This window comes from Gimibacter soli (assembly GCF_028463845.1).
In the GTDB taxonomy this organism is placed as follows: domain Bacteria; phylum Pseudomonadota; class Alphaproteobacteria; order Sphingomonadales; family Kordiimonadaceae; genus Gimibacter; species Gimibacter soli.
On record NZ_CP116805.1, the window covers coordinates 2,415,277 to 2,427,483 of the forward strand.

Genomic DNA, 12,207 nt, shown 5'->3' on the forward strand with positions numbered 1-12,207 from the left:
CCGTGTCAGGCGTCAACCGGCTCGTACTTCTCACCGAGCCGGTTACCTGCCGGCGCGCCAAGCGTTTCGAGTGACGGGGTCACATATTCATCGATGCTGACGATGCGGTTGGCGGCGTCCACATGCACGGCGCGGCTGACGCGGCCCGGCAGATCGCGGGCCGGCACCTGCTCATACCCCATGATGATGGCGAGATCACCTTTCGAGAAATGATGCGCAGCCGCACCATTCAGGCAGATATCACCACCGCCTTCCGGCCCCTCGATCACATAGGTGGTGAGCCGCGCGCCATTGGTGATATTCACCACATCCACCGCCGTGTGCGGCAGGATGCCGGACGCACGCAGGAGTGCGGGGTCAACCGTGATTGAGCCCACATAGTGGAGCTCGGCCCCCGTCACCGTCACACGGTGCAGCTTGCCATACATGAAAGCGCGGGTCGCGCCATCGAGCGTGGGGCCAAGAGACTTCGCGGACATGGGACTTCACTCCTGTTCGAACATCGAACAGCGTGATGCCCCACCCGCATTCGAAGGTCAAGAGCCTGCCCGCAAGCCTTTGCTTCAGTTGACAGCCGGTTCCTCGTCGCGCGCCGCGATACACATCCGGTAGCGCACCCCGTGGGCGATGGCGATAGCCGCCATCATCGGAAAGGCCAGCACCACATTCAGCACAATCGACACAAGAGGCAGCCCCACCGCAATCAGCGCAAAGATCGGGATGATGACCACAAGCTCGATCAGCATCAGCGCCACGGCAAAGTCCACCGTGTGGGGATGCTCCAGCCCCTCGCGGTCATCCCCGAGCGCGGTGCCCGTCAGGTTCGCCGAGAAGAAGGAGTAAACAAAGCAGGCAACAAGGATGCTGATGACCTGCAGCGTCATCTGCCCGAGGGTGAAGCTGGCCGACAGGAAAGCGAGGAAACCTTCAACGCTGGAGATATCTTCAGCGGTCGGCTGCAGCCTTTCCCCGCCAAGGCCCATCATGCTGAGCCCCGCCGTGATCACCAGTGTGATGATGCCGATAATGATGACGATGAGGATGAATTTCACGAAATTGACGAGGGCCGCCGAAAGAAACTTGCCAACCGACCCCGGAAATGCCCGCCCGGTGCCGAAAGCCGCGAGCCGGACCCAATAGTTGAAGGCAGCACTCATCGACATGCCAAAAAGCAGGATCAGGGCGACCGCCTTCAGGAACACGGCAAAGCCGGAGGTGCCGAAGTTCTTCGCTGCGCCAAAGCCCAAGCCAATCAGGATGGCAATGAGGCACAGGGCGAGGCCCACACCATAGGTGCGTATCCAGTGTTTCCACGTCAAAGCCCAGGATGCGCCAAACACGCCCAGAATTGAAAACTGCATGAATTTCCCCCTGATCGAATGTGAACAGAGGGAAACCCTAACCGAAGTTTCATGCAACTCAAGCGTTTAGAGTTGGCGAACAGCCCCTTTGGCTGCCGAGGTCGTCAGCTTTGCGTAGGCCTTGAGCGCGGTCGAGACCTTGCGGGTGCGCGGCTTGGTGGGCTTCCAGGCGTCGTCGCCTTTCGCTTCCATCGCCGCACGGCGGATGGCGAGGACATTATCGCCAACCTTCAGCTCGATCGTGCGGTTCGGGATATCGATCTCGATCGGGTCGCCGTTTTCGACAAGGCCGATAAGGCCGCCCTCTTCCGCCTCGGGGCTGACGTGCCCGATGGAAAGGCCCGAGGTGCCACCCGAGAAACGACCATCGGTGAGGAGCGCGCACGCCTTGCCGAGCCCCATCGATTTCAGATAGCTCGTCGGATACAGCATTTCCTGCATGCCGGGGCCGCCGCGGGGGCCTTCGTAGCGGATGACGACCACGTCGCCTTCTTTCACCTCGCCGCCGAGGATGCCTTCAACGGCGGCGTCCTGGCTTTCATAGACGCGGGCCGAGCCCTTGAACTTCAGGATGCTGTCGTCCACGCCCGCCGTTTTCACGATACAGCCTTCTTCGGCCAGATTGCCGAAAAGGACGGCAAGCCCGCCATCCTGGCTGTAGGCATGTTCCTTGGCGCGGATGCAGCCGGCCACGCGGTCCAGATCGAGCGTTTCGTAGCGCTTCGACTGGCTGAACGCGACCTGCGTGGGCACGCCGCCCGGTGCGGCGCGGTAGAAGCGATGCACATCGGCGTCCGTCGTCTGCGTGATATCGAACTGGTCGATAGCTTCGCCGAGCGTTTTTGTGTGCACAGTATGGCAATCGCGGTGGATGAGGCCCGCGCGGTCCAGTTCGCCAAGGATCGCGAAGATACCACCAGCCCTATGCACATCCTGAATGTGATATTTCTGCGTGGCCGGCGCCACCTTGCACAGGTTCGGCACGCGGCGCGACAGCCGGTCGATATCCGCCATCGAGAAATCGATGCCGCCCTCATAGGCCGCCGCCAGAATATGCAGCACGGTGTTTGTCGACCCGCCCATGGCGATATCGAGCGTCATGGCATTTTCAAACGCCTTGAAGTTGGCGACATTGCGCGGCAGGACGCTTTCGTCCCCCTGCAGGTAATAGCGTTTCGTGAGGTCCACCACGCGGCGCGCCGCTGAAAGGAACAGTTCCTTGCGGTCAGCATGGGTCGCAAGCGTCGTACCGTTGCCGGGCAGCGACAGGCCAAGCGCTTCCGTCAGGCAGTTCATGCTGTTGGCGGTGAACATGCCACTACAGGACCCACAGGTGGGGCATGCTGAACGCTCGACAATCGCCACTTCTTCGTCCGAAACCTTCGGGTTCGCAGCATCGACCATGGCATCGACAAGATCGAGCTTGCGGTGGGTGCCTTCATAATCAGCCTCGCCCGCTTCCATCGGACCGCCAGAGACGAACACGGCCGGGATATTGAGGCGGAGTGCCGCCATCAGCATTCCGGGGGTGATCTTGTCGCAGTTCGAGATGCAGACAAGCGCATCGGCACAGTGGGCGTTCGCCATATATTCAACACTGTCGGCGATGATTTCGCGCGACGGCAAGCTATAGAGCATGCCGTCATGCCCCATGGCGATACCGTCATCCACGGCAATCGTGTTGAATTCCTTCGCCACTCCACCGGCAGCCTCGATCTCGCGCGCAACCATCTGGCCAAGGTCTTTCAAATGCACATGACCCGGCACGAACTGGGTGAAGCTGTTGACGACAGCGACAATCGGCTTCCGGAAATCCTCATCCTTCATGCCGGTGGCGCGCCAAAGGGCGCGGGCGCCCGCCATGTTGCGGCCGTGGGTCGAGGTTTTGGAACGATAGTCGGGCATTGCCTACTCCGGTAACAGCGGATGAATCGCGGCGGACTTTAGCCGCGCACCCTGCCCCTGTCGATAAGAAATGAAAAGATTAGGTATCAATTTTTGATTTTTTATTGCGCCTGATTGATTTGCGTCCCGCCGCGCGCGCCAGTATGTATGGGCCGTGTTTTCAATGGTGGAGCAAGACCAATGTCCCAAGGCATGATGGAACCCTATGGCGGCCATATTTCCTACCTGCGTTTCCCGGTGTGCGAAAGCGCCGAAGGGCTGGACCTTGCCATCATGGGCGTGCCGTTTGACCTGAACACCACGGGCCGCGCCGGTGCGCGCTTCGGGCCTCGCGGCATCCGTGAAATGTCGCTGACCATGGCCGAATTCCCCTGGGGGGTCTGGCCGTGGGGCTATCATCTGCGTGACAAGTTCAAGGTCGGCGACATTGGCGATGTGATGGGCTTCACCGCCTACACCGAGCGCATGATGCCTGCCGTGGAAGCCGCTGCTGACAAGGTGATGGCAACCGGCGCCTCGCTCCTCACGCTTGGCGGCGATCACTCGATCACCTATCCGCTCCTGAAGGCCCATGCCCGCAAGCATGGCCCGCTGGCGCTTATCCATTTCGATGCGCACAGCGACACCTGGATTGATGACGACATCAACCACGGCACCATGTTCCATCATGCGATCAAGGACGGCACCATTGTGCCCGAAAACTCGATCCAGCTGGGCATGCGCACCCCGAACCCGGACGAACAAGGCATGCTGGTGCTGGACGGCCTCGAGTGCCTGAAAACCCCGCCGCTGGAGATGGCGAAACGCATCCGCGAGCGTGTGGGCAACCGCCCTGCCTACCTCACCTTCGATATCGATTTCCTTGACCCGGCTTATGCGCCCGCAACTGGTACCCCTGTGGTCGGCGGTCCCAATTCGGCCTATGCCCGCGATGTGCTGCGCGCACTTGTCGGCATGAATATTGTGGGCGGCGATCAGGTGGAGGTTGCCCCGCATTATGAAGGGGCGGCGCAGATCACTGCACTTGCCGGCGCTACGATTGCGGCAGACATCCTTTACCTGATCGGTGCTTCACGCAGCCGTTGAGGCGCTGGCGAGCGGGCCTGTCAGTTCCGGCAGGCCGTAGCCCAGATCGAAGAAATGATAGCTTTCGAGCGTACCCTGATCGAACTGCAGGGTGGCGAGATCAAGCAGCTGTCCAGCTTTGCCCTCGGGCGCCATTTCGATCGTGTACATCCCCATGTTGCGCTGCCCTTTCGCATCGCATAGCGGCAGGGTCATGATATGCATGTTCCACGCCCCGCCGGTCGCCACCGGGATGCGGCGCTTGGATTTCATGCCGCAGGGCACATCAACGAGCGCCCGGAACGCCGCATTCGGCAGAAAGAGCGACGTGCCCTGATAGCGGCGCACCGCCTCGGCCGCCTTGCCGGCCAGTTCCTCGCCGAAAAGATCGCGGTAAAAGGTGCCGGAAAGCCGACCTACCATCTTGCCGGTTTCATCGATATCGATCAGGGCAACATAGGGCAGCAGCTGCTTGATGGCCTGGGGATCAACCTGATCCTTGCGCGGCACCGGCCCGCCCGATGCTGTGCGCCAGCGCTTCCACTCGGAAAGCAACGCCTCGAACGTAGCTGTTGGAACGACAATCATGCCTGCCTCATATCAGGTGCCCCGGAACTTAGCACCGTTCAAGAATAGGAAATGGAGATGGGGCCGGTCAATCGCGGAGGCGCGGGTCTTCGGCACCCTTGCCAAGAATGCGGCGCCATTGGCCATCCTCGACAGCCTTGTCGATCTCGCTATCGACAAGGTCAAGTAGCAAGGTACGGGTGCCGCCCTTCCAGCAGGCGATCTGCTCGTTAATATCGCCGATCCCGAATTCGGGATCGGCCACGACATCCTGTTCGCCGTGTTGCGCTTCATATTGGGCGAGATCAAGCCCGTACACCGCCACGGCATCCACCCTGCCCTTGTCCAACAGCGCCAGCGCTGCCTGCAGGCTGTCCATCGCCATCAGCTGTGCACGGCCACTGACTTCGGGTTCTGTCGAGACAATCGAATAGGCACCGGATTCAGCTGCAACGCTCAATCCCCGCAAGGCCTCAAGCGAAGCAGGCGGTGTGCGACCAGCATGAACGAAGAATTTGATCCTGAGCCGGTTGACCGGCTTCGAATAGCGCACCTCTGAAAGGTCCGGCGAGCCATAGGGTTCGTAATTGAAGCCTTCATTAGCGATATAAAGGCAGGACTGACGGTCTTTGAGGAAGCTGCGGACCGCCCGGCGATACGGCATGATCTGCAGGTTCATGTCCTTCTGCAGATTGCGCGTCAGATACTTCAGGAGCCGCACATAGGGGCTGCCATCCGACGAATCCAGAAGCTCCTCAACCCGCGTGGCATAGATGCGCACCGGGCCGCGTTCTTCAATCTCTTCGGAAAAAGCACCGGGGTTTGCGGAAAGGGACACGGAACCGCACATGACCGAAAGCAGCATGCACACAGGAAACAGGGCTGACCGGCGCACAAACTTGCTGCGCTGCCTATCGATCAGACCTGTTCCTTGTGGACCACGCTTCCTGAGCAATATTGCGACCCCTTCCCGGAGGTTCAGCCCAAACGCTTGAAGGCGGCGTCCAGCTTTTCGGCCTGACTTTCAAGGTCCGCGAGCTGTGCCTTAGCTTCCTCTATCACATGTGCGGGTGCCTTGGCCACGAATCCCTGATTCGACAGGCGACCGGACAGCGCCCCGGCCTCCTTGCGTACCTTTTCCAAGGCTTTGGCAAGACGAGCTTTTTCCGCTTCCACATCCATCAGGTCAGCGAGCGGCAGATAGACAGTCGCTTCATCGACCACCAGCTGGGCCGAACCTTTCGATTCGGCAGTCGCCACGGCCTCGGCCTTTTCAAGCCGCGCCATGCGGGCCAGCATATCCTGCCAGCGATCGATCCGGGCCTGCGTCTCGCTGGATGCACCAACTACCAGAGCGGTCGCCTTGGCGTTTGCGGGCACGTTCATTTCCGCGCGGGTCGAACGGACAGCGCTGATGAACCGGATCACCCAGTTGACCTCGTCACCGGCGGCAGCATCAACCGTATCGATCTTCGGCCACGAGGCAGCGATGAGGTCATGTTTGCGGCCGTCTTTCAGGCCGTGCCACAGCTCTTCGGTGATGAAGGGCATGAAGGGGTGGAGCAGCACAAGGATCTGGTCCAGCACCCAGCCGGCAACGGCACGGGTCTCTTCCTTCTGCGCTTCATCCTCGCCCCAGAAGACCGGCTTGATCAGCTCAAGATACCAGTCGCAGAAAGTGCCCCACACGAAGTGATAGATGGCGTCAGCCGCATCGTTGAAACGGAAGGCTTCAAGCGCGCTCGTCACACCTTCGGCGGCTTTCGCCACTTCACCGATGATCCATTTCGACAGAATGAGGTCAGCCTTCGGCGGCGCTACGGTGTCGGAGCCGCCAATGCCGTTCATTTCGCAGAAGCGGGCCGCGTTCCAGAGCTTGGTGCCGAAGTTGCGGTAACCTTCAACGCGCTTCTCGGCGAGCTTGATGTCGCGCCCTTGCGCTTCCATCGCGGCAAGCGTGAAGCGCAGGGCATCGGCGCCGTAGGTGTCGATGAATTTCAGGGGATCGATCACGTTCCCCTTGGATTTCGACATTTTCTGGCCGTGCTCGTCGCGCACCAGCGCGTGGATGTAAACGTTCTTGAACGGCACATCGCCCATGAAATAGAGGCCGGACATCATCATCCGGGCGACCCAGAAGAAGATGATATCGAAACCGGTCACCAGTGTGGCGTTCGGATAATATTTCTTCACTGTGGCTTCGTCGTCGGGCCAGCCGAGGGTCGAATAGGGCCACATGGCGGACGAGAACCAGGTGTCGAGCACGTCTTTGTCGCGCTCCAGCACCACGTTATCGCCGAACTTGGCCTTGGCCGCGGCCATGGCATCTTCTTCCGTTTCCTCAACGAAAACGGTGCCATCGGGCGCGTACCATGCGGGAATGCGATGGCCCCACCACAGCTGGCGCGACACGCACCAGGGCTGGATGTTGCGCATCCATTCGAAATAGGTCTTTTCCCAGTTTTTGGGGATGAAGTTGGTGCGACCTTGCTCCACCGCTTCAATGGCGGGCTTGGCGAGCGTTGCTGCATCCACATACCATTGCTCGGTCAGCCAGGGCTCGATCACCACGCCGCCACGGTCGCCATACGGCACCATATGGCGGTGGGGCTCAACCTTCACAAGGAAACCGGCGGCGTCCATATCGGCCACAATGGCCTTGCGCGCCACGTAGCGGTCCATGCCCCGGTATTTCGCCGGCGCATTCTCGTTCACGGCCGCTTCCGCCGTGAAGATATTGATCATCGGCAGGTCATGGCGCTTGCCGACTTCAAAGTCGTTGAAGTCATGCGCCGGAGTGATCTTCAGCGCACCAGTGCCCTGCTCCGGGTCCGCATGCTCGTCACCCACAATCGGGATCAGGCGGCCAACCAGCGGCAGCTTCACCATCTTGCCGATCAGGTGCTTGTAGCGCTCGTCTTCTGGGTTCACGGCAACGGCTGTATCACCGAGCATGGTTTCGGGACGCGTGGTCGCAATCTCGATGAAAACGCCGTCTTCGCCGTCCACGGGATAGCGGAAGTGCCAGAAGTTGCCGTCAACTTCCTTCTGTTCCACCTCGAGGTCCGAAATCGCGGTTTTCAGCTTCGGATCCCAGTTCACAAGGCGCTGGTCCTTGTAGAGAAGGCCGTCCTTGTAAAGCTTCACGAATTTCTTGATCACAGCGGCCGAGCGGGGCTCGTCCATGGTGAAGGCCTCGCGCGACCAGTCGCACGAAGCGCCCAGACGGCGCAGCTGGCGGGTGATGGTGCCGCCGGATTCCTCTTTCCATTTCCAGACACGCTCAAGGAAGGCCTCACGGCCCATTTCCTGACGGGTCGTCTTGCCTTCGGCGTCCAGCTGGCGCTCGACCACCATCTGGGTGGCGATGCCCGCATGGTCGGTGCCCGGCTGCCACAACACGTCCTTGCCGCGCAGCCGCTCGAACCGCACCAGAACATCCTGCAGCGTGTTATCCAGCGCATGGCCCATATGGAGACTGCCGGTGACATTCGGCGGCGGCATCACAATCACATAGGGCTCGGCATCCGGCTTCTGCCCGCAGGCGAAGGCGCCGTTATTTTCCCAATGCTGATACCATTTCGCCTCGATGTCGCCGGGGCTGTAGGTCTTTTCCATGGCCATGACTGAAAGGTCCTGAATCAAATGAATACGTGGCCCGAAATCGGGCGAACGCTTCTTTTAGGGGGAAGGCGGCAGGGCGTCAACGCCAACACCGCCGGATTTTGGCTGATTTACTTGCGGCGCGCGATACGGGCGACTTCGCGCTCGACAGCGTCCTGCACGATCTGCGGCAGGTTCTCGTCGAGCCACGCTTGCAGCATCGGCTTCAGCATGCTGCGGACAAGCCCTTCAAGCGTGTTCTGGTCGCCTTCATAGCCCGACACCATCAGATGCGAGAGATGCGCGAAGCTTTGCGCCGTGCGCGTTTCTACCGGTGGCGAAACGATGCCGTCAGAATCAGCGAAATCGGTGAGTTCCAGAATATCATCCAGGCGCTCGGGCTCCGGCTCGTAGGCCGGCTCGGGCTCGGGTTCATATTCCGGTTCAGGTTCGGGTTCCGGCTCGGGCTCAGGTTCCGGCTCGTAAACCGGCTCGGGCTCGGGCTCGGGTTCCGGCTCAAACGCCGGCTCTGCTTCGGGTTCGGGCTCGGGTTCCGGCGCAGCGGCAGGGGCGGCAGTCTCATCCGACTCATCGGAGATAATCCGGCGGATGGACGCCAGAATTTCTTCCATTGTCGGCTCGTCGTCAGATGCAATCACGCTAAATGCCAGCCCGTGTTAACCACTCCCTCATGAACAGGTACCGCCTCCCTTTCGGAGTGTCAATAAATCTTAAGAGTTGAAAGGCAGTTATGGCGCTTTCCATGACTTTTTCGTCACAGCATCCAATGGCTTTCCTGTTTCCAAAAGAAAAGGGCCCCGAAGGGCCCTTGAATTCGTGCGTTTCGATTGACGCTTACCAGCCAATCATCTGGTTTTTCACGTCGTCGTAATGCTCTTCCGGGTCGTAGGCATCGACATCGAGCCCGAGCGTACCGGAATTGAGCGTACCGACGGCCGCCAGAAGATTGTAGGCCGCAACAAATTCGTCACGCTGGGCGCGGATGAGGTTGGCGCGGGCATCCAGCAGTTCCTGCTCGGCATTCAGCACATCAAGCGTGGTGCGCGAGCCGACGGCTGCTTCCTGGCGAACACCTTCAAGTGCGATTTCGTTGGCGCGGACCTGTGCTTCGGTCGAGGCAATCTGGCCCCGCGCTGCGCGCAGGCGGTCCCAAGTCACCAGCGCGGTTTCCTGCGCTGAACGCTCGGCTTCAACGATCTGCACCATACGCTGGCTGCGAACTTCCTTGGCACGACGGATGTCGGCATAGGTAGCGCCGCCCGTGTAAAGGGGCACGGTCAGCTGGAAGCCGAACGCCTTGATGTCGCTATCGTCGGGGGTCGTGTTGTTCCCCACGAGCGAGCTGCCATCGGTGTGCGAGTAGGACGCTTCGGCACCAAGCCGCGGCAGCAGGCCACCTTCGGCGATATGGATACCGCGGCGGGCCGCTTCTTCGCTGTAACGCGCGGCAATCACGTTGGGTGCGTCAGCCATTGCCGTTTCAATTGCAGATTCAAGTGAAGCAGGCAGAACCGGCAGGCCACCCGGCGTATCAAGCCCGGCAGGCGCCCGACCGATCACGCGCTGGTAAGCACCGCGGCTTGCTGCAAGCTGGGCTTCGGCGGCCAGAAGCTGCGACTTTGCCCCTTCGAGGCGGGCTTCGGACTGGGCAACGTCCGTGCGGGTGATTTCACCAACGCGGAAACGGTCGCGGCTGGCTTCCAGCTGGCGTTCCAGTACCTGCACCTGATTCTTGTTCAGTTCGACTACGGACTGATCGCGGACAACATCCATATAGGCGGCAATACCCTGCAGCAGCACTTGCTGTTCGGTATTTTGCAGCTGGGCGCGTGCCACCATGACTTCCGCCTTGGCCTGGCGCACGGCATTCAGGTCACGCATGCCGTTGAAGATCGACAGCTGCGCCGTCACGCCGTATGCGGTCGAATCGACATCTGCGTCGTTCCGCGGGCCATTCGGTGCCTGGCTGTTAATCACCTTGCCATGGCGTTCGCCGTAGCTTGCTTCACCCACCACGCTCGGCAGGAAAGCGGCCTTGGCGCCGGGCACGGTGTTATCGATTGCCCGCACGGCAGCACGCTGTGCTTGCAGGGTCGGGTTGGAGGCGTAGGCGGCCTCGAGCGCTTCCTTGAGCGTCTCGGCGCTGACGGCCCCGGTGCCACCCAGAACGGTGGCGATCGCCAGAAGCGATGCGATGGTTTTTTTCATTGTGTTCCCTCCTTGAGGTTCCTCGCTGTTTATTAAAAGGCAGGTTTCTGTCCTGCCTGTTGAAAGAAAGGCGGCCATCCCCGCCTTTCAAACCCTATTAAAATACAAATCCCGCCGGTTTTGCAAAGCCCGGAATGGGCGGCACGTTGGCGTCGAAAAGGTCGCGGGCGGCAAACTGGCCGTCTTCGCGGGTCACGATATGGGCGCGGCCCACACCGTCTTTTTCACGCACGCACACAAGGCGGCCACCGTCAGCGAGCTGCTTGAGGAGCGCCTGCGGCACTTCCTCCACCAGGCCACCGATGAAAATCACGTCGAACGGGCCTTGTTTGGCAACGCCCTCGGCATGGGCACCCTGCACCACAGCAGTATTGATGATTTCAAGCTCGCCAAGCTTCTTCTCGGCAGCAGCCGCGAGCTTCTTGTCTTCTTCAAGTGCCACAACAGCCTCGGCCAGCCCGGCGATAACGGCCGCGCTGTAGCCAGTGGCGCCGCCGATATCGAGCACAACGTCGCTCGACTGGACGTCAGCTTCCGTCAGGAGGCGGGCAAACACCATCGGCTCCATCAGATAACGGCCTTCGCCAATGGCAATATCCTCGTCAACATAGGCGACGGAACGCTTTGCCTTGGGTACAAAATGCTCCCGCGGGACGCTGCGAATAGCGGCAATCAGGCGCTCGTCATTCACTTCATTGGGGCGGAGCTGGCAGTCGATCATATGGCTGCGGGCGACGGTCATGTCAGTCACGGGCGCTAATCCCTTAATTGATAGGCGAGTTACTCGTGCGCTCTATATAAATATACCGGCGCCGCGTGACAACGCGTTTCCTGCATCAAGGGGGTGTCGCGGCTCGATTTTTAGGGGCAAGTGTGCCTTTCGTCCCTCGCTACTTCGCGCTTGACCGCCGAAGTGCGCGCCTCTATACGGTTCCCCACACCACGTGAGGCGCGATGGCGGAGTGGTGACGCAGCGGATTGCAAATCCGTGTACACCGGTTCGATTCCGGTTCGCGCCTCCAACTTTCCCCCCATATGACAATCATCGACACCCTGCCCGCGCAAGCGCGGCGGCATGTGCTATATCGCGTGCCCTGCCCTGCAATTGGCACGAGCCAAAGCCTCGATTTTTGCAGGAATCTGCGGCTTTGAAAAAAGCTGCACAAAAATGTAAAATGGGGGTTGGCAGGCCATTTTTTTTCAGTATAAAGGGCGCCACTTGCGGCGATGAGCCGCCAGTTACTGATCCCCAGTAGCTCAGTGGTAGAGCAAGCGGCTGTTAACCGCTCGGTCGCTGGTTCGAGTCCGGCCTGGGGAGCCAATCAGGGAAAGCCCGGTTCTTCGGAACCGGGCTTTTTCCGTAAGTGCCTTTTGAAATTGCGCGCAGTCCGCGTGATTTTTGCAACAGTCCCTGTATAAGTATTAAGATAGTGTTGCAGAATTGCCGCTTTCTGCCTTGTGAGTGCCGCATTTCATG

General features: G+C 60.2%; 10 protein-coding genes and 2 tRNA genes. 3 read left to right on the forward strand and 9 right to left on the reverse strand.

Translation table 11 applies throughout. The features are described from left to right. Positions 1-5: 5 nt before the first annotated feature. The 3 genes from panD to ilvD all read right to left on the reverse strand — a co-directional run bounded on the left by panD (position 6) and on the right by ilvD (position 3,266). Positions 6-479: an aspartate 1-decarboxylase gene (gene panD / locus PH603_RS11365; RefSeq protein ID WP_289502649.1), complete on the reverse strand. Its 474-nt coding sequence runs from the start codon at positions 477-479 to the stop codon at positions 6-8. A gap of 84 nt (positions 480-563) precedes the next feature. Then, a complete protein-coding gene (locus PH603_RS11370) occupies positions 564-1,361 on the reverse strand; it encodes a hypothetical protein (RefSeq protein ID WP_289502650.1) in 798 nt (265 codons plus the stop codon). Between the two features lie 66 nt (positions 1,362-1,427). Then, on the reverse strand, positions 1,428-3,266 hold the full coding sequence (gene ilvD / locus PH603_RS11375; RefSeq protein ID WP_289502651.1) for a dihydroxy-acid dehydratase: 1,839 nt from the start codon (positions 3,264-3,266) through the stop codon (positions 1,428-1,430). Positions 3,267-3,446: 180 nt separating this feature from the next. Here ilvD and speB point away from each other — a divergent pair, with 180 nt between their 5' ends. Next, positions 3,447-4,352 (forward strand): agmatinase, encoded by a 906-nt coding sequence (speB, locus tag PH603_RS11380; protein WP_289502652.1) that lies wholly within the window; start codon positions 3,447-3,449, stop codon positions 4,350-4,352. Here the strand turns inward: speB and PH603_RS11385 are convergent. From PH603_RS11385 to PH603_RS11410, 6 genes are all read right to left on the reverse strand, one after another. Then, positions 4,338-4,919 (reverse strand): PAS domain-containing protein, encoded by a 582-nt coding sequence (locus PH603_RS11385; RefSeq protein ID WP_289502653.1) that lies wholly within the window; start codon positions 4,917-4,919, stop codon positions 4,338-4,340. The genes speB and PH603_RS11385 overlap by 15 nt on opposite strands. Positions 4,920-4,986: 67 nt before the next feature. Beyond that, positions 4,987-5,736: a substrate-binding periplasmic protein gene (locus PH603_RS11390; RefSeq protein WP_289502654.1), complete on the reverse strand. Its 750-nt coding sequence runs from the start codon at positions 5,734-5,736 to the stop codon at positions 4,987-4,989. A 140-nt stretch (positions 5,737-5,876) separates the two neighbouring features. Beyond that, entirely contained in the window at positions 5,877-8,522 is a 2,646-nt protein-coding gene (locus tag PH603_RS11395; protein WP_289502655.1) for a valine--tRNA ligase, read from the reverse strand. 110 nt (positions 8,523-8,632) lie between these two features. Next, positions 8,633-9,160, reverse strand: coding sequence for a DUF2497 domain-containing protein (locus PH603_RS11400; protein WP_289502656.1), 528 nt, complete (start codon positions 9,158-9,160; stop codon positions 8,633-8,635). 196 nt (positions 9,161-9,356) lie between these two features. Next, positions 9,357-10,730, reverse strand: coding sequence for a TolC family outer membrane protein (locus PH603_RS11405; protein WP_289502657.1), 1,374 nt, complete (start codon positions 10,728-10,730; stop codon positions 9,357-9,359). A 97-nt stretch (positions 10,731-10,827) separates the two neighbouring features. Continuing rightward, complete coding sequence (locus PH603_RS11410; RefSeq protein ID WP_289505652.1) at positions 10,828-11,472, reverse strand: protein-L-isoaspartate O-methyltransferase family protein; 645 nt, start codon at positions 11,470-11,472, stop codon at positions 10,828-10,830. Positions 11,473-11,678: 206 nt separating this feature from the next. Between PH603_RS11410 and PH603_RS11415 the strand changes: the two genes are divergently transcribed. Both PH603_RS11415 and PH603_RS11420 read left to right on the forward strand, forming a co-directional pair. Then, positions 11,679-11,752 (forward strand) — tRNA-Cys (locus PH603_RS11415). Between the two features lie 224 nt (positions 11,753-11,976). Then, a tRNA-Asn gene (locus tag PH603_RS11420) sits at positions 11,977-12,051 on the forward strand. Positions 12,052-12,207 lie beyond the last annotated feature (156 nt).

Excerpts from the sequence above, each read along its gene's own strand:
- panD (WP_289502649.1), bottom strand. The coding sequence starts at position 479 with ATGTCCGCGAAGTCTCTTGGCCCCACGCTCGATGGCGCGACCCGCGCT.
- PH603_RS11370 (WP_289502650.1), bottom strand. The coding sequence starts at position 1,361 with ATGCAGTTTTCAATTCTGGGCGTGTTTGGCGCATCCTGGGCTTTGACG.
- ilvD (WP_289502651.1), bottom strand. The coding sequence starts at position 3,266 with ATGCCCGACTATCGTTCCAAAACCTCGACCCACGGCCGCAACATGGCG.
- speB (WP_289502652.1), top strand. The coding sequence starts at position 3,447 with ATGTCCCAAGGCATGATGGAACCCTATGGCGGCCATATTTCCTACCTG.
- PH603_RS11385 (WP_289502653.1), bottom strand. The coding sequence starts at position 4,919 with ATGATTGTCGTTCCAACAGCTACGTTCGAGGCGTTGCTTTCCGAGTGG.
- PH603_RS11395 (WP_289502655.1), bottom strand. The coding sequence starts at position 8,522 with ATGGCCATGGAAAAGACCTACAGCCCCGGCGACATCGAGGCGAAATGG.
- PH603_RS11405 (WP_289502657.1), bottom strand. The coding sequence starts at position 10,730 with ATGAAAAAAACCATCGCATCGCTTCTGGCGATCGCCACCGTTCTGGGT.
- PH603_RS11410 (WP_289505652.1), bottom strand. The coding sequence starts at position 11,472 with ATGACCGTCGCCCGCAGCCATATGATCGACTGCCAGCTCCGCCCCAAT.